Genomic DNA, 25,474 nt, shown 5'->3' on the forward strand with positions numbered 1-25,474 from the left:
GAGAAAGTCACTAGAAGAGTCAAATGATAACTATGAACTGCCCCCAATTGCTAGGTTTTGTTTAACAATTGGGGGCAGTTCATTTATAGCGCATAGGTAATCAGCTTTTTGTTAATCATGAGGTAGATATTTTTAACTAAAAAACCATTAATGGAAATATATCACAGCTTATGACCCGTTTTTACACGTATCTCGGCTGAACCCCATAATACACTGTATCCCGCTCTTCGGCGCTTCGAAAATATGGGCGCTATAACGAAAAAAATACATAAACAAGTCGGAAAGCCAAATCGAAATATGTACGACATAACTGAAACAGGAGAAGAAATTTTTTCTGAAATGTTAAGAGAGTTTCCCGAAAAGATTGCGACAAATAACGCTGAGTTCCTTGTGCGTATCGCGCTATTTGAAAAACTTGATTACGAAGCTAGAAAAGAAATTTTAACAATACGCCAAGACGTACTACATAAACAACTTACTGCTATTCAATCTTTACATGTTAGCTCATCTTTTATTACAGAAGTCATTGAATTTAGTAAATCACGTATTGAACATGAATTGCTCTGGATTGCATCACTTATGAAGAAAATATGAAAAAATAAAAAGAAAAGTTAAAAACAATGAATGAAAATGAGATTTATTATCAATACTATAATTAATAAAAGGGCAACCACGATTTGGCTACCCTTCAAAAATTTATACTTCTGGATCAAAAGTTTTGCAATCTGTTTCTTCAGTTGTAGATGCATGTTTACCTTTATGACTTACTACATAAATTGCATCTGCACTACATTTATTGCCGTTAGCCCAAAATTTACAGTTGTTTACTTCACATAAAACGTCTTGTGCCATAGTATCACACCTCCTTGTTCTATTATCATTAACAAAATTCGGAGGTATGATACTCTTTGTCATGCATTTTTTATTACCTTTTTAACTTTCTTAATGGTTCAATATCTCCTTGTACAATAGCATCTATATTTTCGGTTATTTTTTCAATGTCAAAATGCCACCATTGAATTTGCAATAATTCTTCTATTATTGTATTTGTGAATCGTTCCTTTATTTTATTTGCAGGGTTTCCGCCAACAATTGTATATGGTGCGACATCTCTAGTCACAACAGATTTAGCTGCAATGATTGCACCATCCCCTATTTTTATTCCGGGCATAATAGTTGTATCCATACCAATCCAAACGTCATTTCCTATAACTGTATCACCTTTGTAAGGTAAATCAGACAAACTAGGTGTATACTTCTCCCACCCATTTCCAAATATATTAAATGGATATGCCGAAAATCCATCCATCCGGTGATTCGCTCCGTTCATAATAAAGATAACTCCATTTGCAATACAACAAAACTTTCCAATGGTAAGCCTATCTCCAATAAATTCATAATGATATAATACTCGATCTTCAAATGTTTCTCCATCTTTCGCATCATAATAAGAATAGTCACCAACAAATATATTAGATTTCGTTATTGTATTTTTTATAAAATGAACGTTTTGATTTCCTTCAATAGGGTATTTAACATTTGGATTAGGATTCATGTTGCACAGCACTTCCTTTACCATTCATTTCACTTTCTACTGCTATTACTGGCTTTAAATTGTATATAGGCAAAATAAACAATAGTCCAATTATAAATAGTAGAGCCGTTCCCTCGTACATCGTACCTAATGAAAACATCTCCTTTAAGGAACCAGCTATACTCATCGTTACTACCATTGAACCGGTGAATAGTGGACTTAAAATGCCGTTCACGCGACCAATAAAATCGGTATCGCTATTTTGAATAATGAGCGTATTAATACCAATTTGGATACATGGAAGAGCTAAACCACTAAAAAGTTGTGCCGTAAGTGTCACCCATAAATTTGTGGAGTAGCCTATAATACCAATTCCAATTGCCTGACCGAGCATCCCTACAATTAACATCTTTTGGGGAGCAACGTTTTTCGCAAATACCATCGCTAAAGCCCCGCCAACAATCATTCCCGCACCATTTACTGTTAGTAACCATTGTAAACTCTCTTTTGATAACCCTAACTGCTCAGTCACAATAAAGATGCCTAGTGGCTGAATTAAACCTATACCTAGTCCAGCTGCCATAAAACAAAACCCTAGCAAAGTTAATGCTTTTTTCTTTTTTACATATTTAATACCATCCAGCATTTCCTGTAACAGCGTAATTTCTTTCTTCTCATTATCATTCTCAAGATCTTTCGGAAGAAATAACAACACAGCTGCTGCAAGTAAAAAAGCGATACCTGTTATGATGATTGAAATATAAATTCCAAAACTATGAAAAATAAATGTTCCAAGAATCGGTCCTAACACCATAAAAATCGCAAATATTGTTTGATATATAGACATCGCTAATTGAATTTGTTCCGTTGATAAATGCTGTTTAAACAACTTCATACCAGATGGTTGAGAAAACTGCGAAAGGATTGCAGAAATAAGCGTCACAAAAAACACGATTTTCCACGTTCCAAACATAAGAGTAATTAATACAGCGAATACGGAAATAGAACTTAACGTCTCACACCATATCATTGTCTTCTTTGGCTTCCACCTATCAGCAAAAGTTCCACCAATGAATGAGAAAATAAAAATGGGAGCAAATTCAGCAACCGAAATCATCGAAATGGCAAAAGCATCACCTTTCGTCATTTCCATAACATAAAGTAATATCGCAAAGTTACGAACCCAAATACCAACTTGTAAAAATAATGCTGATGCTAGAATCCCTTGCACAAATCGATTTTTTAATACTTGTGATACCCCATGATTTTGTTTCGTTTCTGCAGTCGTCGACATAAAAAAGCCCCCTATTTCGTGTTCTGAACAGGAGGCAGCACAAATCATATGAAAAGACTATATATTCGCAGTGCGAAACACATCCCTTTTCTATATATGCACATACTAATCCTATTCAGAAGAATATTTCGTTTTTTAACGAAGATCTCTTACAAATAGAATTAGTTGATCATTGGGATGTTTTCACCCTTCCGTTTCGAATTTAAATAACACATACATACTCTATGTTAATCATTTGTCGTGTATGCATGTCTCAATATAACTATTCTAAAAAGACAATGGTAATTCCTCTAAAGAACGCATTAAATAATTACCTTGCCAATTAATTTTTTCACGCTCACCTTTTATTTGTAACGATGGCATCCGTTTAAACAAAGTAGTAATAGCAATCTTTGCTTCCAACCTAGCAAGTGGTGCTCCTAGGCAGAAATGACTACCATGCCCAAAGGCAATATGACGGTTATTTTCTCGTGTAATATCAAATACTTCTGGTTTTTCAAATACGGTTTCATCACGGTTTGCTGAAGCTAATGCGATAATAACCATATCTCCTTTTTGGATTGTTTGTTCGTGAATTTGAAACGGCTCAGCCGCCCATCTTGCAGTCGTCACCTCAACTGGAGAATAATAACGCAATCCTTCCTCAATAGCTGAATCAATTAATTTCGGATTATCTTTTAATAACTGTAATTGCTTCGGATTTTCAAGAAGTGCTAATACCGTATTTGTTATTAAATTCACTGTCGTCTCGTGTCCGGCTACAATTAATAACATGATCATTGAATATAGCTCTCGAGCACTAAGTTTATGCCCTTCATTTTCTGCAAGTATTAACGCACTAACCAAATCTTCTTTTGGATTTTTCCGTTTTACATCAACTATATATTGAAGATATGTAATAAACTCAGATAGTTGTTTTTCGGTTTCTTTTATTTCTTCAGGTGTTTCTGGCGATGCAATGACGGCATGAGACCAAATTCTAAATTTCGCTTGATCCTCTTTTGGAATTCCAAGCATCTCACTTATTACAATAATCGGTAATGGGAATGAATAATCATCTACAAGATTTAATGTACCTTTTTGCTCTATCTCATTTATTAAATCATCCGCTACTCTCTGAATTCTTCCGTCTAATTGTGAAATCATCTTTGGTGTAAAAGCTTTTTGAACTAAAGATCGTAAACGACTGTGGTTAGGTGGGTCCGAATTTAACATATGCGTTGTTAAATGATCACTATTGTCAACAGAAAGATACATGTTATTTGTATCTTGAGAAAACACATTTGCCATATCTTTTTTTAAACGATTATCTTTTAAAAGTGGCACAGCATCTTCATATCTTGTAATGAGCCATTCTTTACCGATTTCAACTTCATTTACAAATAATATAGGTTGCATTTTTCGTGACTCTTTATAAATTTCATATGCATCTTCTTTAAACTGAGCAGAAGCTAAATTAATGCCATCCTCTATTTTTCGGCCAACCTTATTTTTTATTGACATTACATTCCCTCACTCTCAATTATTTGTGTAAATCAACCTAACATTTGAATTATACTTCAATAAAAACTAGAAAATTGTAAATTTTTAATTAAAATCTTACTTCGTATATTGAAAAATAAAAAAGTGAGAGAGTAAAATTATTCTACTCTCTCACTTCCTATTATGCGAAGCACATAAAATTACTAATTTGTTGATATCGATAACTTACTTTACGACGACGACCACCTTGCCAAGTGTAACCTGAAACCCCGCTTCTTCTTACCTCGGTTGGAAAGAACCATAAATCTCTTCCGAAAGGACCAGGTCGATGTAAACGTAAATAGCCCCATCTTCCTAGACAGTTACACATCCAAGATTTCATATTTCCTGCTTGTGCTGGAGAAGCAAATGTGGACGGTAACGACGGAGCTTGTGACGGTGGTGGTGATGTTGGAGCATCTTCCGCATCATCTGGTCTATAGTCTTCTAGTTCAACCTCTCTAACTTCGATATCAGGTTCATATCCGTATTGTTGTGGATTATAATACATCGTTTGATCATATGGATAATTTTGTTCGTTATACATATTAACAAATCACCTTCTTTTCATTCATTACCTTTAACATTCATATGTGATATGACACCTATCGGAAGCTTATGTATAGCCCAAATTAAACTAAAAAAAAAGCTCGTATCTTTTTTTCAAAAATACGAGCTTTTTTATAAACAGAATATATTATTTTTTTTTCAACTTCACACTATAAAAACGCATTTCCTCTAATAAACCTTCAAATTCAAATACCTCTTGTTTAATTAATACTTTCAAGCGATACTCTAAGAAAGTATCCCCAACTAATTGCTCTACAAGGCCAAGCGCTTCACCAATTACTCTCGGAGCTTTAAGGAAGTCTTTATCAGCACCTACTTTTTTCGCACACTCAATAATGAATTGGTCAAAATATTCTTCTTGTACAGAATGCACTTCATTATCTTTCCAAACTCTTAAAAATTCCATGCTATTCGATAAACTATCCCACTCGTGTTCAAGATTCACTCTGCTTTTTTTAGTTAAAAACGGTGATTCTGCAAAACTATTTTGGAAAGTAGCTAAACTTTCGGGCGATAATTCTCCCGTTCCACGTATATCATACTCTTGGTTTAATATTTCTCTACTCATTTCAGATGTATTAATGATTCGAATATTTTTCTTACCTTTTAATTGCGCCATTACAAAACAAAGGCCTACATGTTCATGTGCGTTATCTGCCTTCCAAATGGTAATCGGTGTTTCATTAGGAATAGAATGTAGCTCTTCTAAAGTTTCCATAAATTTCGGTAAATATTCTTCTTCAAAATAACTATCATAAGAAGTTAAGTTGTTTAATAACCATTGCTGTCTTGCGAGTTGCCCTTTATTCGTATGTAATTGATTAATCGGTCCAATTGAAAAGAATTCAGAGAATGCAACAACACTCTCCTCAAATAGTTCTTCTTGACTTAACATATATTTTAAACACCCAGTTGTTGAATCATCAAAAGCGATATGAATGTGTGTACTTTCTTTTACATTCTTTTTATAAGATGTATTACTCGTTAGTTGCTTAGGTATACTTATCAAGTGTTTAATCGTATCTTCACTATAGTTCTCTTCTAATAAATCTAATTGTATAAGAATGCTTTGCAGTAAATGTTTTGCTTCATCTTCGTACATATCCTCTACAACATTTTTGATTTTATCTATCATGTAAATCCCTCTATTCATTACTAAAATAACGTAGATTATAGTGTATCATTTTAGTAACGGTGTTTTAAAGTTTTTTATAGATTATATCTAATTATAATTTCATATTAGTACAGTGATATATTAGCGTTAGTTTATGTTTATTTCGTATAGATGTTAACATTTCAGTACACTTCTTCTATTACACATCACTTTCACAGTATTTTTTATTTATTTTTAAAACGCTTTGTAAATTCTTTTATTTAAATGTATATTTATATAGAAAATAAAAATTACAGGAGCAATATCTATGGAGAAAGTACATACTTATTACAAACATTATTTAAAAAATTGGAGATTTATGTTCATTTGCATATTACCTGCTGTTGCTTTATTATACACTTTCGATGTCATCTTTGAACTACTGTTCCACCAAGATTTCTACTTGTCTAATTTAATATCTGCCATAATATTATTTTTATTATTTATTAATATTAAAGATAAGTTTCAAGTCAAAGATTAAAGAAATTTATGATAACTTCTGTTTTAATTTTGAATACTTTATTTTTGAAAGTGCTCTGCTTTATCAAAAGGTGATGCGACGTTCATCACCTTTTTTTATTTCTACAAAATGAATTTTTCATTAGATTTTTTATCAATATCGTTTATTGACTTTCCCTACAATTTGATTCAAAATAAAATAGTTCAGCGATGAACAATTTCGAGTTGAATTATTTTAAAATGAAAGGAAGTTATTACTTTGAGTCTACATAAACAAGGTATCAAACAAGCCAGTGAAATTGTCCATTCATTTGTAAAAATAAACAAAGAAATTATAAAGTTTACTCATCAAAACGCTTCTACGTTAGGATTAACAGTTCAACAAATGGGCATCTTAAATTCAATTTATGCAACTCCTAATACTACTCTTAAAGATATCTCAGAACGCCTTTCAGTTCCTAAAAGCACAATGAGTGTAAATGTAGATGAGTTAGTTAATTTAGGATTAATTGAGCGAAAACAATCACATGAAGATCGTAGAGAAATACAATTAAAAGTAACAACAAAAGGACAAGAAATATCTAAGAGATCCATTGAAAACTCTACTTCTTATAAAGCAATGGAACTAGCACTAGAACAACTGTCTGAAGAAGATATCCAAACCTTATTACGTATCCATAATGACTTACTAAATTCTCTACAACATTTTAAATAATTCGTCTCAATCATAAATCAAAACCAATCTGATTTTTTGTTTTTGATTTATGAAACAGCTAGCTTTTGCTAGCTGTTCTTTTTATGGTTCTTTATCATTCTCTTGAGATTAAATGACTAGAACAAGCATACCTTGTCATATGTTTTAAAAAAGATAAGGGACGTGACAACATTGGATAACAATAACAATCAATTTGTTTTTCATACAATAAAAAGTTCGGCAATTAAAAAATTTGTAATTATCGATTTAATTACTGGAACAGGAATTTATTGGACCGTTAATTTCATCTCCTCAAGTGCATTACTTGCAATTATTAGTTGTGTTTTGGGAACAAAAAAAATAAAAAAAATGCAACAGTCTTAAAACTCCAAACAAAAATCTATCTGACCAAAATGAAATTTCTATAACAAACCGTTATGTTTCTGCTTGCAATCTTTATAGTAGTTTTTGAATGGGTGTCTTTCCTTTTTAAATGTGCCCTTATATTTCTTTAGAAACTCATCATCCGACATAACTTTCACGTCAACGGTTTCAGGCATTTTCTTCATCCTATTTAATTTCTCTCATACCGTTTCCCTTCACTTGTCCACTTCTTCTTTATCTTCCCAAATCGGTATTTTTTCTTGTCCACCTCTTTTTTTCGGTTGTATATCAAGGGATCTATCCAACTGGTGTAACTCTTCACCAGTTGGGCACGCTTTATTCATTAGCTGAATGACTGTAATAATAACGTCTATCTTTTCGCTCGATGATATCGTCAATTTCGTATGTGACTTGAGTTCGTTATTCTTTTATTAGTCTCATATCATTCATCTACAAGGCTACCTTAATCGCCATATTTAGTGCTTTCGATTAGTTAGCGTCTTTTATATTCCACGTAATTGTGTGATATTCATTATTTTTTTCTCCTTTGCTTCACTGATTAACTGGGTGATTTCATATACACCATATAGAATATATTCCACCAGACTTCACTCCTTGAATACTTTTCAAAAAAACAATACATACTATTTTCAAGCCGCTGTATCCACGGCTGGTACTTCTTTCTTTTGTTACAGCGAAGCAGATAGGTTCTTCACTTATCTGCTTTCTCTGTATATTTTTAAAAACATCGTAAACACTACCTACAAGCTGTTTGAACTATCAGCTTCACTCTTCTTGTAATGGGAAAGCAAATTATCACAATTGACTAACTCATTCGACTAACTGGCAGACAACTAAAATTGTTATCTGCTTTGTGTATGAGATTTTATATTTTACATATACTAGTTTTGAACCTGTAGACCAATACGAGCCATTTTGGTGTTTTGAATTTCCTTTCTTGGGATAAGTATATTTTACTTATCCCTTTTTTATTGTATAGATAAATACACTTAGGTTAACAATAATTACAAGCAGATTTTCTGTTTATTCGTAGTTCTAAACCAAAATGTTTTTCTCCTTTAATGGACAGTAGGTACGACTGCTTGTCCTTTTTTATTTATATTTCATACGCTCTTTTTTGACTGCTTCGAATCACTCTATCCTCTTCATCGAAATAAATAGCCCTAAATAAGAATGACCAATATGCGGTACTATATCTCCATCAAATAAAACAAAGGGATTTTCCAAATAGTCGATGTTTGCAACCATATAAAATAGGCAGTTTCTGATTACCCAGAAACCGCCATACATAAAGATTTGTTAAGTATTAATTTCTTCTCATTACTAAAATGTATTATGTAACTACTAGTAGTTTATATATTTCACTGGATAATTGCTAATAAACATGTGAGAGATAAAAAAGCACACAGAGGAATATATAAAACCCCTTAGTGATTTATCAATTTTACGATAAATCATTAAGGGGTTAGTGGAATTTTTTATGCATTATACCTATTTTTTCGACGTTCCATCCTAGTTTGTCCTTGAACAGTACTTTCTTTATATTGATCTATTTGCTCTGCCATTTCATATGTTACAACTGGTTCTTCGTTATTACGCTCATGCATTGTTTCTGGCCTTTTACGTTTAGAACCTTTTCCACCAAACTTAAATAATTTCATCTTAAATTTCGGTAATCTTGGAAAGCGGATCTTAAATGATAGCCTTTTACGTTTCTTTTTTTGTTTAAATAAATTAGTATTTTCTTTATTAGTGTCTTTCTCTTTACGGTGTAATAACATCGCAAGTAATCCACCTAATATAAGTCCTCCAACTAAAAGGAGAATATATAAATAATGGCTTGTCATTAAATTCATCATACGCTCAAGTATGACTAACGACTGCACTTCTTTTATATCCCATAGTAACGCGGCCCATAATGAGAATAAGCCCAAAGTAAGCCCGTATGTACGAAACCGGAATAAACACGGAATTAACGCAATGCAAGCGGCGATTTTCGCGTTCGCTATTATTGAACTTATTGAAATATCCTGATTCCAAATAACTAACAGTAGTGTTATAAATGGTGCATAGGCTATCCAGCTACATATACGTGAATATATCTTTTTCGCAAAGTAACTACCGAAACTAGTAAAAAATAAAAGTCCTCCAATATATAAAGATTGTTCAAGAGGGATTTGCTTTAACATTCCTGCAATTGGAAAGAGGCCGCTCAGTAGCATTAATAATACATCTAATTTCTTCACAATTCCCCATTCCTTTCAAATTTTCTTTTCAATTAATAAAAATCGCTTTTCCATATGATGTAGTTTTTGTATTTCTAAAAAACATCTTAATCCTGTATGTAAATAAAGTAAATATGAAACCGAAAATATACATGACAAATCATATCTATATTTACAATGAAAAATGACAAATCCTGCTCATTATTACTAGCAGGATTTGTACACTATTTTTTATATTAATATCAATGTATCTTCTTTTTCTAAAATTATTACATCTTCATCTAATTCGTCATCGAATTCTTTAAACTCCCTTGAATCAATATCGGTAGTATAATTTTTAATTAATTTAGCCATATGCATTACATGCGTATTATGAATATTTTGTTCTGACAGCAAGGTTGATTTACAGCACATGTAATGTATCATTTTGGCGATTTCTTCTCTCTCTTCAGATTTTACACCAAGCTGGATAACTTCGAGTATGTACTGATGTACTATCTCATTACAATCTAATTCGTATGCAGCCGTGCTATAGTAAATTCCCATTTGATCTACAAATAATCTCGTTTCATTCATAACATGTTCTTGGTCTCTAACAATATAGTTCGGTACATCTGAGTTAGTATTAATTCTAATTATGTTTATATCCTCTTTTAAATTTGAGATTATTTCAGGTGAAACCCCAATATTAACGCTTTTATTTTGCAATTCCTCTAGCCAATATTTCCTCATATTGGCATCTACAATAAAATAAACTTCTTTATTTTGTTTATGTGCATCTTGTGAAATTTCAACTAATGTTTCTGACATAAATTGTTTAAAACTGACTCCTATATCATTCCTTTTTGATGGTTGTGGTAAAAACACTTTATTATTACCTATATTTAATAAAGTATGATCAATTGTGCCCCATTCTTCTTGACCATATAATTTATATAATATTTCTCTCCCATTTATTTTTGAAAAAATAGGTAAGAAATCATATTTAGACATTTTCTCAATTGATAAATTTACAATTATCCCCGGTAATTTTATCTTATTCCAACTACACTTTAAGAACCCCTTTTGTTCTAACAAACTAAGAATGGCATTAATAATTTCTTTTTTAGATACACTTTGTCCGATAAATAAATTAATAAATGCTGAAATACGTTCCGTTTGAGCGAATCCTTCCCGAATAATTTGCTTTGGATTAATTTTTTCGCGACCATCACAATTTTTTATTGCAATTAATGCTAATTTCATTTCATTTTGCTCACCTGCCGTAGCATGTACAGCTTTTACGACATCGCCTACTAGTTTCTTTTTGTTTTTATGGCTATATTGCATTCTGTATGGATTTTGTAACAATTCCCCAATGTTATATCTTACTATTTTTAACAACACCGGATTGTCTGCATTTAATACATAGGAGGAATCTCCGTTTTGAGCTAAAACTATTTTGCTATCTAATAACGCTTGTTCTATCTCTATTACTATATCATCTGACCATACTTCTAACGTAATTGTGTCTAATCCCTTTGGTGCAAATAAAGGTAATAACTCATTTTCATTATTAGTTAATACTTTTTTACCCTCTGGAAGTAATGTGAAGTATGGGAATATTCGTTGGAATTCATTAAAAAGTTCCTCTTTTTCTCTTACTTTTATACCAAATTTTATTTTTGTTCCTTGAACTTTATATATATTTTCGTTATATGGAAGAAGTACTCTTACATTAGTTCCTCTAATATACTCTTTCGGACATTGGAGAATGCGCTCTAATTTAACTTCTCCCCCTATCCTATAATCATCTTTTAAATTTCTAAAACGTTTAATCCACTTTATTCCTTTTTCAGCTTGTTGCACTTTTAACTTTATAAACCTTTGCTGTTTCTTATTTAATTCAAATTCAGGAGTTGAAATCAGTATTTGGCTCCGCTTTCGCCCTAAAAGTATAGAAATATCTTTATGATTATATTGTTGATAAAACCGCCTAATCCCTACGGATACTTTTAATAGCGGAATATTCTCACCTCCACGAGTTATGTATTCAAACCGATATACATAAGCGAAATAATCATGTGTTTCTTCATCTTTAATTGGCTCAGACATCGCTTCAGAAATATGTTGTGATCGCAGTGGCGAAAAATATATTTCTTCCTCATTTTTATTTTCCATACGTAAAGGCTGTTCGCAAAAGATATGAGTAATTAGAGCCGGTACCCATTTAGAAAACGTTTTTTTATCATGTAATACTGGTAAATTACTAATTAAATCATGTTGCCATTCTAAATGTGGTGGATCTATTAATTTATTCGGTTTCCAATCACGAATAACCTCATACCAGCTTTGGAAAATATAGTCTAACTGTTCTTGTCTCATTGGTTCCTTAGCCACAATCCAAGGTGTATCTTCCTTTAATATATATGGATTATGCTGAATGAATAATATATCAGAAAACATTTCATACAATCTTTCATTTACAAGTTTTAATTTGCTCGTTAATAAAAATGTTCTATAATGTATCTCTACAATCTCAAGCCATTCAATAGGAAAATAAATATACGATACTTTCTCATTATAGAGGGGTTCTACTATATTTTTAAATGCTAATAACTGTAATTTTTCCATATTATTAATACTTCCTCTCTTAATTTATATTGATCATGAATAATACTAGAAAAGATACCAATTTTTTAAGCATTAACGAATCAAATTTTAACCAAGCGCATTAAAGGAAATAGCTAAATTACATTTAGTTATTTAAATAAAACATTATTAAAATCAAATTAATATAAAATAACTATTAACATATAACTACCTCCTTATGGGACTTTATATTATAAAATCATTATAATAAATTATTATATTTTTTATCTATGATTTACAAAAAAATTACAGAAACTAAATATAATAAAAGGTATCGCCTCTTTATATAGCGATACCTTTTATATACTCTTAATTAAATAACACCTTTAACTTCTTCATTCATCGGCCATTTTTCTAATGAATATGCCATTTCCCAAAATGAATATTCATATTGACTACTAAAAATAAAATGTTGTCTCATACGATTACGGTCTGCCTCTGTTACCTTTTCAGCAATCGTATCTAATCGTGTGATTTGCTCTTCTACTAGCGTACGGAACCAATCAGATCCATATGCAGAAATCCATTCTTGATAAATTGGCTCTTCTGGTTGACATTCTTTTAATCGTTCACCGATTTCATAATATAACCAATAACAAGGTAAAATAGCCGCAATAATATCTCCTAAATGCCCTTCATAAGCTGCACGATACATATGAGATGTATATGCATATGCAGTTGGCGCAGGAATAAAATTATCTTTTTCTTCTTTTGTAATCCCTAATTTCTTTGCGAAATTCTCATGTAATGATAACTCAGCTTCATACGTATTTTGTGCATGGTGTGCCATACGAGCTGTCGTTTCTAATTCAAGAGCCTTTGCAGCACCTAACGTTTGTACTCTAGCAAAATGACTCAAATAATAAGAATCTTGAAGCACATAATATCGAAAACTAGCTAAATCTAATGTTCCTTCGCCTAGTTTTTTTACAAAAGGATGGTTAAAACTTGCTTCCCAAATTGAATCTACTTCTTTACGTAATGCTTGTGAAAAAGTCATTTAAATCCCTCCAAATAATGTAAAAAATATACGTATTTATCCATAATTATTAAAGCTGTAAAATAAAAAAACTTTCTTTACAGGCGTAAAGAAAGTGAAATTGACAGCATATATTCGTTAAATAGCAACGTCTTTCCCACTTCCCTACGCTGGCATTAACCAGATCAGGTACTAAGAGTCTCAAAATTTCATCTGATCTCAGCCTATAAAAGGCCCCCCTAGTGGATAAATATTTAGTTGTCGTATTGTAATTATCATAGCATAATTCATGGAACTGTCAAAAGAATTAATTATATAACTATCTTAAAAACCTTCTTCTTTCCTTACTTTTAATGAAGTTTCAATTATCATATCTAATAGTTTGCTATAATTAATTCCCGCTGCTTCCGCACTTTTTGGTAGTAAACTTGATTGTGTCATCCCTGGTAATGTATTAACTTCCATTACATATGGAATTCCTTCCTTCACCATCATATCAACCCTTGCATAAACACTACATTTTAATGCTTTATAACAAGCCAGTGACGCTTTATTTACACGTTCCTTTATTTCAGCTGGAAGTTCAATAACTTCTTCAACTGTACTAGTATCATCATATTTTGCATTATAGTCAAAGAACACAGCAGCATGTCGAATCGAAATGATAGGTAACTGTTGCCCATCAAAAATTGAACATGTAATCTCGTCACCTTTTATATACTTCTCAATTACTACTTCAGAATCCCATTCGAATACAGTTTCCAGCATAGAGATTAATTCATTTTTATCATAGACAATCTTAACTCCAACACTTGAGCCGCCAGAGTTTGGTTTTACCACTAACGGAAATCCTAATTTATCTAACTCCTCAAGCTTTAGATCCTCCATTTTTGTAAGTTCAATCCAATCTGGTGTTTCTACTCCTTCATAACGCAAAATCTTTTTCGAAATATTTTTGTCCATACATATACCGCTAGATAACATATTGCTACCGCTATAAGGAATACCTAAACTCTCTAGCGTCCCTTGAACTGTACCATCTTCTCCGTACTTTCCGTGTAATGCTAGCAATGCAAAATCAATGTCTTTCGCTTTTTCAATTAAATCCATTTTTTCATTTAACGTAATTGGAACGATTTCATATTTACTCTTATCTAAATGTGCAATCATTTCATTCCCAGTCATAATTGATACTTGTTTTTCAGAGGATACTCCTCCCATAATAACGCCAATTCTCATTTTCTCAACTCCAAGTTTCATTTTTTAAAGTTTCACCAATTATTTGAATCCCTCTAACAATTTCCTGTTCTTTCAAACGTGAAAATCCTAATCGGAATGTGTTCGCTCCTCCTCCATCAGAGTAAAAAACATCACCAGGAGAAAACGTAACTCCTTTCTCATAACACTTTTGTAAAAGTGTGCGGGCTTGAATTTTTTCTTCCAACTCTATAAACAAATGAAGTCCACCGTCTCCAGTCATTCTTTTAAACGGAATGTACTGATTACACGCCCCAACAGCTAACTCATATTTTTTCTTATAAACAGATCTTGCTTTTTTTAAATATTTTTCAAAATATCCTTCATGTAAATATTGAAACAGAACAGCTTGATCTAACGTAGATGTGTGAATGGTTCTGGCTCTTTTAACACTTTCTAAATAATGTATCAGTTCTTTATCTGCAATGATCCAACCTACACGTAAACCAGGGAAAAGTACCTTTGAAAAGCTACTAATATAAATCACATTATTACCAGCCCCTGCAAAAGTTAATAATGGCGATAAATGTGAACCCGAATAACGTAATTCTTCATTAAACCCATCCTCTATAATAGGGATCTTGTATTTTGAAAATAACCTCATCAATTCCGTTCTTTTCTCCGAACTCGTAACAATACCAGTTGGATTATGATAAGAAGGGATTAAATACGCGAAATCAAAATCCTTTTCACGCAAACTTTTTTCTACTTCATTCGTATCAATACCATCATCATTCATATCAATTCCATGAACTTCAAGTCCATGTAAACGAAAAAGCTTCAATGCAGCATGGTGAGTTGGGTTCTCACAAATAACACGCCCTGATTTCTTCGATAAAGAAGATAACACAATATCTAATCCTTCTGTAAATCCATTTGTAATTAGAATATCTTTGTTCGAAATATCTACACCTTTCATTTCCATGTAATGAAGTAAATAATTCATTAACGGTCTATAACCTTTTGCATATCCGTAGTTCAATACGATATCCCCTTCAATGGACATACGAGTAAGAAAAGCTCTTTTGAAATTTTCAACATCAAATAGCTTTTCGTCCGGGGCTATACTATTAAAAACAATCATTCCTTTTTCCCAGCGAACTCCATGCTTCATTAAGTCTAATTCATCCGCTAATGTGGTAACTGTATTAAGTTTATTTTTCCAATCTATTTCAACAGACGAGGTGTTACTTATATCCACCTTCGCAACGAAATTTCCTTTTCCTTTAACTGCATAAATGAGTCCTTCTTGTTCTAAATCCGCATATGCAGAGAGTACTGTATTTCTGCTCACTGATAATAATTCACTCAGTTCCCTTGTTGATGGGATTTTTTGGTCCCCCAACAAATGCCCTTTCATAATCATCTTTTTTAAATAATCCTTTAATTGAATATAAACGGGACGATCTTTTACAACTTTAAAATCTTTAAACAATTTCTTACCCCCTGCAATTATTTTTGCATATTTATTTCATTCTCAAAAGGTCCACTACATATGTATTTTTTATTAATAGCGGTACGGTTATAAAGCCTATAAATCATTTCGATATAAATTGATTACATCTTTTAAAGCAGCAGCTGCAGCTCCGCGTGGATTAGAAGCTCCACCAATTGTAGTGACTTGTCCCATTGTATCTGTAAAGAACGTAATTCCTTTTTCCGTGCCATTTATATTTGCTAACGGATGTTCTTTCTCTAAATTACAAGGTTGTACACTAAGGTTTACTTTTCCATTATCATCTTTATATGCTGATGCAATTAATTTAATTGATTTATTTTGTTTCTTTGCATTTTGAATTTGTTGCGTTGTAACGTGCTCTATTCCGTTTATTTTTATATCTTTGAGTGAATAATCGTTTCCCATTAAACTATTCGTCAAAAGTAATAATTTACAAGCGCTATCCATCCCGCTTATATCTAATAACGGGTTAGTCTCCGCAATTCCTTTATTTTGTGCTTCTTGCAATGCTTCTTCAAACGTCTTATATTCTTCATGCATCTTTGTAAGAATATAATTTGTTGTCCCGTTCAATATTCCTTCTATTTTTTCAATATGGCAACCTGCTAAACTTAGTTGTCCTATGTCTAATGTCGGTAACGCAGCGGCAGTTGCACCGCTATATCGAATGCGTGAGCCTGAAATACGTGCTGCTGTATTCAGTTCACTCCAAGCTGTAACAAGTGCACCTTTTGAAATAGCTACTATATCCATTTGTTTTTCAATAGCTTGTTTCATATACTGTTTCCCTGGATTTCCATTTTTAAGATTTGTAGCAGTTGATTCAACCAATACAGTACCATTTATATTAATCGTTCCGCGTTCCTCTGGATAATGTTCGATATATTTTTCAATTGCAGCAGAACCATCACCATACGTCAATAAATCATTAATCTGCAAACCTTTCCCGTTATGTATTGCAATATTTCTTCCTATCACTCCACTAACAACTAAGTCAATTCCATATGTTTCATTTATATATAAATATTTTTCATTTAATAATTTTATAAACTCTCTTCCTACTGTCCCGTATCCTGATAATACAATTTGAATTTTCATAATATCCCCCCATATCTTTATACCAAATCCCTCTTTCAATATAATATAAAGCGCCCTCGAATTCCATCGAGAGCGCTTTATATTATCTATTTCGGTAGACGTGATAATTTTCCAACAATTGTTCTATAAAACTCTTGAATGTTAGAAAAACCTAACGTGTCTGAAACACTAAGCCCTACCATATCAAGATGGTCCCAATTTGCTTTCGTTTCAATATGATTCCATTTTCCAATTTGTAAAGACTCATTATTATTTACAAAAGTATTAGACGCAGGCGCAATCATAGAATTTGTATTTACTACACCATCGTTTTGCCACCAAGAAGTATCTATTAATGGTCGGTTTTCTTCATATCTTGCATAAGAGCCTAAGAAGAATGCATTCCCCATTAGCACTTTATTCATTGTTATATGCGGTAGATGCAAACCTGTTATAGGTGCTGCTTGCGATGCATGTCCACTATAGGATAAGTAATATACATCCGATTGCGTCTTTACCCAATTATTTAACTCCTTTGCTCCATCAGTACTTAAATCCCATTGACTAATATCTTTTGTATTCTCCCAAATTGAACTATTTAAAATACGATCAGTATATTGGAAAAAGGACTCTCCAGCATATTTTTTCATACCCCATTGATCCAATTTAAAATCATATAATGATAAATTATTGTTTCCTCCTAAACTCGCAGCTGTAATGAGAAAATCTTTAACGAATGGCAATAGAAGACTCCCGTCTGCAAGTGTTGTCCCATTATGAGGAGTTGCTAAAGTTGTAACACTATGAACATACGATTTACCGCCTTCAAATAGTGGTGATATCTTTGCGTTCGGATGATTTTTCACATGATTTTTTTCTTCATAACTACCTTCTTTTAATAACTGCACTAATGTTCTTGTCGTTTGTCCACCCATGCTATGCCCAACTAAATGAACTTTATTTGTTTCACTCCAATTCGGTGCAAATCCACTATAAGTTCTACCAAAACGATTATGTCCATGTTTCTCAGCATGCGCCGCGCCGTAGTCTACTGTTCCACCGTTAATTTGCGCGTATAATTCACATGCACGGTCCCAGTTACTAGAAACTGGCCCAACAGCTGCAGTATGTACTGTATAACCATTTCTTTTTAAATCTTCTTGTATATCATGAACACCACCCCAATATTTTACCCCTAGCATTTCCTCTCTACCCCATCCAGCAAATCCATTCACTAAAATGATAGGATAATTATTTTGTTGTCTCTCTTCAGCGTATGTTGTTTTCGCTGCGAATGAACAAACAGTCACTAATGTAAAAAAACATACTTTTAAAAATAACTTCCCCATACTTTCTCCCCCTAATTAAACGCTTTCATTTTTCTGTGAAAAAGATTGGCACAATCAGTTTTTAACTTAAACATAATGTAAAGTATTTTATATACGTTGTATATATAGACAACATACACAAATGTTGATAAATATTAATTCAAGGAAACATTTACTTTTTACAATACAACTTGTAAATCTGATTATTTGAATTTATAATTGAATATAGTTTCCTCATGTCAAATGGATTTAATAATCATAAGAAAACTTATTTCATTACTCGAAAAGGAGGAAAAAGCATGCAAATTGAATCAAACATTCATACATTATCTCAACCTACTAAAATAACTCCATCTATTCTTGAGCATAATACTCTCTCTTCTACTAAACTTGAAGGTAAGAAAGCGGATGATCCTATCAAGTTCGATATTCGTTCCTCTGAAAAAGAAATGAAACAGCCTGAGCATAAATTTAACGAATTAGATTTATGGAAGATGTTAAAGGATAAAGGTGTTCCTTTATGGATCATCCTTGAAATGCTACAAAAGTCTCGTAAAGAAAAAGAAGCTCAAAATAATTCAGTTCAAAATTCAAATACGATTGAAGAAACGAGTGAGGCCCGATTAGATGAAGTAATGTAAAGCATAATATTTGATTGGTCTATAAACTAAAAAGAGTTCAAGATTGATAAAGTTTTTATCAACCTTGAACTCTTTTTTAAGATTTTTCTCCAATCGTTACAAATTGAAAAGATACTTCTCCTTCCAAACCTTTAATTAGCCTTGTTACTTTGACATTTTCATTAACCAATGTATTATCTGTCGACATTTTAGGTTTTTCATCTCCTAAAGATTTTTTCAGATGAAGAAGGTGCATTTTCGTTTCATTTACCTTTATTTCTTTATACACACTATTTTGTGCTACAATCACATACCATTGCGTTGGATATTTACGAGTGTTACCTATCCAAGCGTCACTATCGTATGAAACTGGAATCTCTTTTCCTTCTAATTCAATACTTTTCATATTCTTTTCGTCTTCATGTGTAAACAACAGCGAACCTTCTTTTGGGAATTTCGGTAACGTATCTATAATATAATTGGAGCCATTATCTCGTTTACGAAAAACTTTTTCTTTAATCAATGCTTGTGCTGTAGATTCATTTAAAATTAATACCTGTCCATTTCCAACTTTACCTTTTTTCACAGAAAACACTTCATTTTCTTTCGTAATTTCTTGATAACGATTAATAATTGGTGAAATTTTATTTTCATCTCCAATGATTAATAAACCGTTTGCAGGAAATGGATTTTCCTTTTTAGAGCATGCACTAAAACTTATTAAAAGTAGTATCGTTAACATAAAAATAGTTAAAGTTCTTTTCATCGCGTTTCCTTTCATCATACAGTTCATTTTTTCCACATACTTTAATGTAGTCTTACAAGCTAATAAACTCTATTGCTCCATAACTTTATAAAGCTTTTGTAGGTAACGCCAACGAGTTATAAAGAAATATAAAACTTGTATACATATAAATGAAATTAAAATAACGATCGAGCTATTTAAAATAGAAAAATCGACTAATTGTTGCAGTGCCGTATACGCAACTACAGTATGAATCACTGCAATGATAATCGGTAAGAAGAACATTAATACTAACTGTCTCGTTACAATTTTTTTTAATTCTCGTTTACTTAATCCCATTTTCGAAATCATTTTATATTGCTGTTGATCGCGATCCAAATCAGTATATAATCGGAAATAAATAAAACTAGCAGCAAATGTAAAGAAAACGATTCCGACTAAAATACTTGCCATAAGTAATAAACCATTCTTTTGTTTTGCCTCCAACAAGTTTAATGTTAAAGCTTCAAAGTAGAAATCTCTGTCCCTAAGATCTTTATCGAATACATTCTTTAATTGATTTGAAATCTCTTTCGTTTTTATCCAATCATCTACAACAAATCCGTAAGTACGATGTTGAATATTTTCATCTTTTGGATTACTTGTATGAGGAATTTCATCATACACATGATCTTGAACAGCAATATAAATACTACTAGGATCATGTGGTAAAACTAAATTTCCCACAGTTTTTTTCACACGAAATGTCTTTGTCCAATCTCCTTGAATGACTTCAATATTTTTTTTATAGTCACCATTTTTAAATTCTTGTTTTTGTGACACCCTCCCAGGGATTAGTAAAATTTCATCTTCTTTTTCAATCGTTTCTTGTTGGTACCCGAGTGCTCTCGTAAGTTCGTTATATTCACTTAATTTCAATACATTTACGTTACTTTCTGTAAATTTATTTGAAGATGAAGCCATTCGGTACGGAATATTTGCATCCTCAAGATGTTTTTTTATAATAGAGAGATGTTTATCTACCAATTTGTTGTTTTCAGAGCTTTCATACAGAAATGTATATGGGTTTGTCATCCATACTAAATTCCTATTACCAAGAGCAGCTGTTGTACCGATTGCTGTAAATGCAACTGCTGAAATAATAGATACAATGAAAAACATCGTTGCGTTATCTTTCATACGGTAAATTAGTTCTGAAAATGTTAATATATTTGTTCGCTTTAAAAAGAATGATTCACTTCTTTTAGCAAGATACAATATATACACGCTACACTGTGTATATAAAAAGTACGTTCCTATAATAACTAGAAGTACACCCATTCCGAGCGTAATAAAATTAGTACTTGGGATAAAGCGAAATACTGAAATATATCCATAGCCTACACTAATTAAAGAAAGTAGCGATAATAGAATTGAAGCTTTCGGTTCAGGCTTTGGCTTTTCCTCTGCTTGAATAAGTTCCACAAGTTCCGTTACTTTTATCATTTTAAAAGTAACAAGCGAAACAATTAAAAATAATAAAAGAAATGTGATGAATGTTAATAATACCGCCTGCACTGGTATATAAAAAGGTAAACCATTACTAATCATTAATACACTTGCGCTTATCAATAACACTAGTTTAGAAAATATGAGTCCGATGAAAATCCCTATACAAATTGACCCAAGTCCAATTAACATATTTTCAATTAATAATAATTTCTTAAGCTGCCTCATTGACATTCCTTGCATCATTAAAATGCCAAATTCTTTCTTACGTGTTTTTAAAAATGAACTTACTGAATATAAAATAAAGAAAAATGAAAATACAAAAATCAAGCCTTGCGAAATTGTAAATCCTAATGTTCCAAATGCACTTATTGTTGTACTCGTCGATTTTAATTCCCCTTGTAAATCAGGATGAAATAATAAAAGGGCATACGTAAAGAAAATCATAATAGAAAATGCACAACTTAAAAAATGGGCAGCGTATGTACGCTTATTACGAAAAATATTATTAAATGCGAACTGACGAAAAGTCATGCCTTTTCCCTCCTAACAAAGAAAGGACATCCATAATCTTTTGATAAAAGGCTTGCCTGCTGTCACCGCAATAAATTTCGTTATATAATTGACCATCTTTAATAAAGATAACTCTGCTGCAAAAACTCGCTGCATACGGATCATGTGTAACTAACATCATCGTAGCTTTTTCTTCTTTATTTAAAGTATCTAGCATCTCCATTACATCATTTGAAGATTTAGAGTCTAAATTCCCTGTTGGTTCATCTGCAAGTAATAATTGAGGCTTATGAACAATTGCACGAGCAATTGCTGTTCTTTGAGCTTGCCCCCCTGAAATTTCAAAAGTTCTTTTACTCAATATATCTGTAATATTTAATTTCTCTGCAATTTCTTCAACTCGTTTGTTCATTTCTTGTACAGAAACACCATCTAATGTCATCGGCAATACGATATTTTCCTTTACTGTAAGTGTGCTAAGTAAATTAAATGATTGAAAAACAAATCCTAATTGTTTCCTACGGAATAAAGCCAAATTATCTGATGTCAACTGGAAAGGATTTGTACCATTTATTAATATTTCTCCCGATGTTGGAGAGTCGATAGTAGATACCATATTTAATAACGTTGTTTTCCCGCTCCCTGATGGCCCCATAATCCCTATAAATTCACCTTCTTGAATTGATAAATCAATATCTACCAATGCTTTAAAAGGTACTTTCCCTTTATATACTTTACTAATACTTTTTGCATGTAGAATTTCCATTTATATTCTCCCTTCATTTGCACTTCTCACAATATAGTGTAAATGAATTGTCTTATAGCTCATATTGATTCATCTTTCATTTATCTTACACGCTTGTAAGATTTCTGAAAAAACTGATAACAAACCTATTTTCAAACTATAATTAACGATTATTCATCTTATAATATCTATATAGTAGTATGAAATACAATACTACTTATTTCTGGTTGCCAGGACACCTTGTAAACCTATTAAATATATAAATAAAAGTGAGTTTAAGAAACAATTATCATCATTAAAAGTTGCTGTATTCCTTATATTCTTTATTAGCAACATAAAATATATTATAAAGAATAACTATAGAACTTCAAAACGATGAATAATAACTTATAATTCATAAGTATAATCCAAAAGTAAATAGTACATAAAAAAGCTTAGAGCTTTAGCTCTAAGCTTTTTTAAAATCATTTCATTCCATTATAACTCCTTTTAAAGAGCGATATTTTTTATCCACTCTGATTTGCTCAATAAATAATGATTATATAGTTGGTTTTCTATCGTCTGTTGGCTTATATAAGTAAATCCACATTTTTCAATAACTCTATTTGATGGTGCGTTGTTTATTAATGCAATTGCGTTAAGGACATCCACATTTGTATTTTCAAACAAATAGCCGATCAAGCCTTTTGTCGCTCTCGTTGCATAGCCATTATTATGATATTCACTTGAAACAGCATACATAATTTCTCTGTTCGGTGCAGGAAGCTCATCTTTCATACCTGTGCAGCACCATCCAATAAATTCATTTGTGGTTTTCTTAAATATTCCTAGTCTTAATATGTGATCATCTATGTTAGTCGTAGTTCTCACTGCATTAAGAAATGCTTTATTTTCTGGTATTTCATAATTTGCAACCCAATTAACCCTTTGTTCTTTCGTTGATTTCCAGTCTGGTAAAAACTGTTCTATTTCCGGTTGATTCGATATTTTATAAATACTCTCCGCATCTTTCACAGTAAACTCTTGCAAGTATATATCTCCACAGTCTATTCTAAATAAATTAGTCGAACTCTCTTCTCCCATGTTAATCCCCCTTAATTACATTAAAGCGCCTTAATCTGCTTCGTAAGTTCTATAAATCGTTCATCAAGTTCTTTATATTCTTTATCGTTAGAAGTCAAAAAGCTTAATTTACCTAATACTTCTTGTCTCTCTGTTTCTAATGTTAAACGAATCTCTTCAATTTCATCTCTTGTTTTCGTAGGTTCTTCTAGCTGCTTTTGTATCGTATTGTTTAAAAAGACAAGTTTTGTGTTAGTTGTTTTCTCCAGAAAATATCGATCGTGAGAAACGATAACGAGTGTTCCATTATACTCAGCTAATGTATTTTCAAGCTGTTCACGTGAAGGGAGGTCAAGGTGATTCGTCGGTTCATCTAAAATAAGTACATCTTTTTCCTCTAAAATATAAGTCATTAACTTGCATTTTACTCGTTCCCCCATACTCATATGCTCAATCGGCTCTTTCCATTGAGAAGCTTGGAATCCTAAATGTTTCATTAAATTTTGGACTTTTCCTCTTTCTTCAAATGTCTCTTTAAAAAATAAATCTTCTGGTGTTTTATCCAGTGGTAAATCAAATACTTCTTGTGTTAAATAACCGATGTTTGCAGATGGTGAAATCCATACTTCTCCTTGTACAGTTTCCGTTCCCATAATCATCTTCAGTAATGTTGTTTTTCCGCTACCGTTTGGTCCAACAATCGCAACCTTCTCACCGTGCTGGATTGTAAAATTAACGTTTTCAAATAATGTCTTTCCATGAAAGTCTTTTTTTAATTTCTTTACTTCTAAAAAGCGTTTTCCTACTTTTTTATTCGCTTGAATAGAGAACTCCACTGAATACTCTTCTTTCACACGTTCTACTTTCGTTTTCTCCAGCTCTTTTTCGAGACGTTTTCGTTTTGACTTCACTTGCGCATCCATTCGCTTCGCTTTTACACGATAAAACTCTTTAACTCCTTCTTGTTTTGTAGACTGTGCGTGTGCCTTTTGTGACCATGAACTTAATTCTTTTATATGTGTTTCTACTTGTTCTATCTTTTTTTGTTGTTTTTCATATTCACGTTGCTGCGTCATTCTTGTATGCTCACGTGCTTTCATGTAACTCGTATAATTACCGCTATGCTCAATTAGTTTCTTTTCCTCAATTGACCATATTTTCGTTGCGACAACATCTAAAAAGTATCGATCATGCGATACGACGATAACTGTACCATTCATATTTTTTATTTGCTTAATGAGAAATTCCGTACTCATCTCATCTAAATGATTTGTCGGTTCGTCTAATATTAATAAATTGGGATTTTCGGCAAATCCTTTTGCTAGTCGAACTTTCAGCTTTTCACCACCACTTAAAGTATGAAAATCATTCGTTGGCACGCTCCATTTCGCAAGAAGTTCTGCTTCTTTTGCAATCATATCATTACTAATAAAAGATTCTATTTCTTGTTCAACATATGCCGTTGTCATATTCATTTGCTGCCATTCAACATTCCCTTTTGATGGCTCAATCTTCTCATTTATTAATTGAAGTAACGTTGATTTACCAGCACCATTTTTGCCGATTAATCCGATAACATCCCCTTGTCTTACTGTAACATTCATTTTCTCTAACAAAGTGTTTTCCTTTACTTCAACATACACATCATTTAATTTTAATAGTTCTTTCATAATACCGATCCCTTTCATTAAGGGAGAATAAAAAAAATCCTCCCA

General features: G+C 32.1%; 25 protein-coding genes and 1 riboswitch. Of the genes, 5 read left to right on the forward strand and 20 right to left on the reverse strand.

Annotated elements, in window-relative coordinates; all coding sequences use genetic code 11:
* Window positions 1-189: 189 nt before the first annotated feature.
* A complete protein-coding gene (locus MR155_RS08730; protein WP_131246285.1) occupies window positions 190-594 on the forward strand; it encodes a PadR family transcriptional regulator in 405 nt (134 codons plus the stop codon).
* A 102-nt stretch (window positions 595-696) separates the two neighbouring features.
* Here the strand turns inward: MR155_RS08730 and MR155_RS08735 are convergent, their stop codons facing one another.
* From MR155_RS08735 to MR155_RS08760, 6 genes are all read right to left on the reverse strand, one after another.
* The gene (locus tag MR155_RS08735; RefSeq protein ID WP_000046089.1) at window positions 697-852 is read right to left on the reverse strand and encodes a DUF1540 domain-containing protein; all 156 of its coding nucleotides are present in this window, start codon (window positions 850-852) and stop codon (window positions 697-699) included.
* Window positions 853-925: 73 nt separating this feature from the next.
* Window positions 926-1,555 (reverse strand): Vat family streptogramin A O-acetyltransferase, encoded by a 630-nt coding sequence (locus MR155_RS08740; protein ID WP_242245657.1) that lies wholly within the window; start codon window positions 1,553-1,555, stop codon window positions 926-928.
* Complete coding sequence (locus tag MR155_RS08745) at window positions 1,545-2,828, reverse strand: MFS transporter (RefSeq protein ID WP_002127654.1); 1,284 nt, start codon at window positions 2,826-2,828, stop codon at window positions 1,545-1,547. The genes MR155_RS08740 and MR155_RS08745 overlap by 11 nt, the downstream gene beginning before the upstream one ends.
* 267 nt (window positions 2,829-3,095) lie before the next feature.
* Entirely contained in the window at window positions 3,096-4,331 is a 1,236-nt protein-coding gene (locus MR155_RS08750; RefSeq protein ID WP_242309299.1) for a cytochrome P450 family protein, read from the reverse strand.
* 160 nt (window positions 4,332-4,491) lie between these two features.
* Window positions 4,492-4,896: a hypothetical protein gene (locus tag MR155_RS08755; protein WP_061675032.1), complete on the reverse strand. Its 405-nt coding sequence runs from the start codon at window positions 4,894-4,896 to the stop codon at window positions 4,492-4,494.
* 150 nt (window positions 4,897-5,046) lie between these two features.
* Window positions 5,047-6,054: a DUF1835 domain-containing protein gene (locus tag MR155_RS08760; protein WP_219302498.1), complete on the reverse strand. Its 1,008-nt coding sequence runs from the start codon at window positions 6,052-6,054 to the stop codon at window positions 5,047-5,049.
* Between the two features lie 286 nt (window positions 6,055-6,340).
* Between MR155_RS08760 and MR155_RS08765 the strand changes: the two genes are divergently transcribed.
* From MR155_RS08765 to MR155_RS08775, 3 genes are all read left to right on the forward strand, one after another.
* Window positions 6,341-6,553 (forward strand): hypothetical protein, encoded by a 213-nt coding sequence (locus MR155_RS08765; RefSeq protein WP_002127657.1) that lies wholly within the window; start codon window positions 6,341-6,343, stop codon window positions 6,551-6,553.
* 237 nt (window positions 6,554-6,790) lie between these two features.
* A complete protein-coding gene (locus tag MR155_RS08770; protein WP_002127658.1) occupies window positions 6,791-7,246 on the forward strand; it encodes a MarR family winged helix-turn-helix transcriptional regulator in 456 nt (151 codons plus the stop codon).
* A gap of 171 nt (window positions 7,247-7,417) precedes the next feature.
* Window positions 7,418-7,609: a hypothetical protein gene (locus MR155_RS08775; protein WP_000369808.1), complete on the forward strand. Its 192-nt coding sequence runs from the start codon at window positions 7,418-7,420 to the stop codon at window positions 7,607-7,609.
* Window positions 7,610-7,647: 38 nt separating this feature from the next.
* Here the strand turns inward: MR155_RS08775 and MR155_RS08780 are convergent, their stop codons facing one another.
* The 9 genes from MR155_RS08780 to MR155_RS08820 form a co-directional block, all read right to left on the reverse strand.
* Complete coding sequence (locus MR155_RS08780) at window positions 7,648-7,785, reverse strand: hypothetical protein (protein ID WP_242309301.1); 138 nt, start codon at window positions 7,783-7,785, stop codon at window positions 7,648-7,650.
* 39 nt (window positions 7,786-7,824) lie between these two features.
* On the reverse strand, window positions 7,825-8,007 hold the full coding sequence (locus MR155_RS08785) for a hypothetical protein (protein ID WP_219302500.1): 183 nt from the start codon (window positions 8,005-8,007) through the stop codon (window positions 7,825-7,827).
* A 1,101-nt stretch (window positions 8,008-9,108) separates the two neighbouring features.
* A complete protein-coding gene (locus MR155_RS08790) occupies window positions 9,109-9,876 on the reverse strand; it encodes a DUF3959 family protein (protein ID WP_002085215.1) in 768 nt (255 codons plus the stop codon).
* 210 nt (window positions 9,877-10,086) lie between these two features.
* Complete coding sequence (locus MR155_RS08795) at window positions 10,087-12,468, reverse strand: pPIWI_RE module domain-containing protein (protein ID WP_242309303.1); 2,382 nt, start codon at window positions 12,466-12,468, stop codon at window positions 10,087-10,089.
* 331 nt (window positions 12,469-12,799) lie between these two features.
* Window positions 12,800-13,486, reverse strand: coding sequence for a thiaminase II (gene tenA / locus MR155_RS08800; RefSeq protein WP_242309306.1), 687 nt, complete (start codon window positions 13,484-13,486; stop codon window positions 12,800-12,802).
* 124 nt (window positions 13,487-13,610) lie between these two features.
* Window positions 13,611-13,716: riboswitch (TPP riboswitch) on the reverse strand.
* Between the two features lie 73 nt (window positions 13,717-13,789).
* A complete protein-coding gene (ddlB, locus tag MR155_RS08805) occupies window positions 13,790-14,704 on the reverse strand; it encodes a D-alanine--D-alanine ligase (RefSeq protein ID WP_002013134.1) in 915 nt (304 codons plus the stop codon).
* A 4-nt stretch (window positions 14,705-14,708) separates the two neighbouring features.
* Entirely contained in the window at window positions 14,709-16,157 is a 1,449-nt protein-coding gene (gene pdxR / locus MR155_RS08810; RefSeq protein ID WP_002085207.1) for a MocR-like pyridoxine biosynthesis transcription factor PdxR, read from the reverse strand.
* Between the two features lie 96 nt (window positions 16,158-16,253).
* Window positions 16,254-17,279 (reverse strand): homoserine dehydrogenase, encoded by a 1,026-nt coding sequence (locus MR155_RS08815; protein ID WP_242309309.1) that lies wholly within the window; start codon window positions 17,277-17,279, stop codon window positions 16,254-16,256.
* Between the two features lie 86 nt (window positions 17,280-17,365).
* Window positions 17,366-18,607, reverse strand: coding sequence for an esterase/lipase family protein (locus tag MR155_RS08820; RefSeq protein ID WP_219302512.1), 1,242 nt, complete (start codon window positions 18,605-18,607; stop codon window positions 17,366-17,368).
* Between the two features lie 278 nt (window positions 18,608-18,885).
* Here MR155_RS08820 and MR155_RS08825 point away from each other — a divergent pair, with 278 nt between their 5' ends.
* The gene (locus tag MR155_RS08825; protein WP_219302514.1) at window positions 18,886-19,227 is read left to right on the forward strand and encodes a DUF3914 domain-containing protein; all 342 of its coding nucleotides are present in this window, start codon (window positions 18,886-18,888) and stop codon (window positions 19,225-19,227) included.
* Between the two features lie 76 nt (window positions 19,228-19,303).
* Here the strand turns inward: MR155_RS08825 and MR155_RS08830 are convergent, their stop codons facing one another.
* From MR155_RS08830 to abc-f, 5 genes are all read right to left on the reverse strand, one after another.
* On the reverse strand, window positions 19,304-19,987 hold the full coding sequence (locus tag MR155_RS08830; RefSeq protein ID WP_088291903.1) for a lipoprotein BA_5634 family protein: 684 nt from the start codon (window positions 19,985-19,987) through the stop codon (window positions 19,304-19,306).
* 54 nt (window positions 19,988-20,041) lie between these two features.
* Window positions 20,042-21,973 (reverse strand): FtsX-like permease family protein, encoded by a 1,932-nt coding sequence (locus MR155_RS08835; RefSeq protein ID WP_113936349.1) that lies wholly within the window; start codon window positions 21,971-21,973, stop codon window positions 20,042-20,044.
* On the reverse strand, window positions 21,948-22,718 hold the full coding sequence (locus tag MR155_RS08840) for an ABC transporter ATP-binding protein (RefSeq protein WP_002147481.1): 771 nt from the start codon (window positions 22,716-22,718) through the stop codon (window positions 21,948-21,950). The genes MR155_RS08835 and MR155_RS08840 overlap by 26 nt, the downstream gene beginning before the upstream one ends.
* 468 nt (window positions 22,719-23,186) lie before the next feature.
* Complete coding sequence (locus MR155_RS08845; protein ID WP_219302516.1) at window positions 23,187-23,780, reverse strand: GNAT family N-acetyltransferase; 594 nt, start codon at window positions 23,778-23,780, stop codon at window positions 23,187-23,189.
* Window positions 23,781-23,800: 20 nt separating this feature from the next.
* On the reverse strand, window positions 23,801-25,429 hold the full coding sequence (gene abc-f / locus MR155_RS08850) for a ribosomal protection-like ABC-F family protein (RefSeq protein ID WP_219302518.1): 1,629 nt from the start codon (window positions 25,427-25,429) through the stop codon (window positions 23,801-23,803).
* Window positions 25,430-25,474 lie beyond the last annotated feature (45 nt).

Source organism: Bacillus cereus group sp. BfR-BA-01331 (genome assembly GCF_022663915.1).
Taxonomy (GTDB): Bacteria; Bacillota; Bacilli; order Bacillales; family Bacillaceae_G; genus Bacillus_A; species Bacillus_A mycoides.

Bases quoted from the DNA above. Each gene is read 5' to 3' on its own strand.
- MR155_RS08825 (WP_219302514.1), top strand. From the start codon at position 18,886: ATGCAAATTGAATCAAACATTCATACATTATCTCAACCTACTAAAATA.
- MR155_RS08820 (WP_219302512.1), bottom strand. From the start codon at position 18,607: ATGGGGAAGTTATTTTTAAAAGTATGTTTTTTTACATTAGTGACTGTT.
- MR155_RS08750 (WP_242309299.1), bottom strand. From the start codon at position 4,331: ATGTCAATAAAAAATAAGGTTGGCCGAAAAATAGAGGATGGCATTAAT.
- MR155_RS08745 (WP_002127654.1), bottom strand. From the start codon at position 2,828: ATGTCGACGACTGCAGAAACGAAACAAAATCATGGGGTATCACAAGTA.
- MR155_RS08845 (WP_219302516.1), bottom strand. From the start codon at position 23,780: ATGGGAGAAGAGAGTTCGACTAATTTATTTAGAATAGACTGTGGAGAT.
- MR155_RS08760 (WP_219302498.1), bottom strand. From the start codon at position 6,054: ATGATAGATAAAATCAAAAATGTTGTAGAGGATATGTACGAAGATGAA.
- MR155_RS08835 (WP_113936349.1), bottom strand. From the start codon at position 21,973: ATGACTTTTCGTCAGTTCGCATTTAATAATATTTTTCGTAATAAGCGT.
- MR155_RS08815 (WP_242309309.1), bottom strand. From the start codon at position 17,279: ATGAAAATTCAAATTGTATTATCAGGATACGGGACAGTAGGAAGAGAG.
- MR155_RS08735 (WP_000046089.1), bottom strand. From the start codon at position 852: ATGGCACAAGACGTTTTATGTGAAGTAAACAACTGTAAATTTTGGGCT.
- MR155_RS08840 (WP_002147481.1), bottom strand. From the start codon at position 22,718: ATGGAAATTCTACATGCAAAAAGTATTAGTAAAGTATATAAAGGGAAA.
- tenA (WP_242309306.1), bottom strand. From the start codon at position 13,486: ATGACTTTTTCACAAGCATTACGTAAAGAAGTAGATTCAATTTGGGAA.
- MR155_RS08780 (WP_242309301.1), bottom strand. From the start codon at position 7,785: ATGCCTGAAACCGTTGACGTGAAAGTTATGTCGGATGATGAGTTTCTA.
- MR155_RS08795 (WP_242309303.1), bottom strand. From the start codon at position 12,468: ATGGAAAAATTACAGTTATTAGCATTTAAAAATATAGTAGAACCCCTC.
- MR155_RS08740 (WP_242245657.1), bottom strand. From the start codon at position 1,555: ATGAATCCTAATCCAAATGTTAAATACCCTATTGAAGGAAATCAAAAC.
- MR155_RS08830 (WP_088291903.1), bottom strand. From the start codon at position 19,987: ATGAAAGGAAACGCGATGAAAAGAACTTTAACTATTTTTATGTTAACG.
- abc-f (WP_219302518.1), bottom strand. From the start codon at position 25,429: ATGAAAGAACTATTAAAATTAAATGATGTGTATGTTGAAGTAAAGGAA.
- MR155_RS08755 (WP_061675032.1), bottom strand. From the start codon at position 4,896: ATGTATAACGAACAAAATTATCCATATGATCAAACGATGTATTATAAT.
- ddlB (WP_002013134.1), bottom strand. From the start codon at position 14,704: ATGAGAATTGGCGTTATTATGGGAGGAGTATCCTCTGAAAAACAAGTA.
- MR155_RS08765 (WP_002127657.1), top strand. From the start codon at position 6,341: ATGGAGAAAGTACATACTTATTACAAACATTATTTAAAAAATTGGAGA.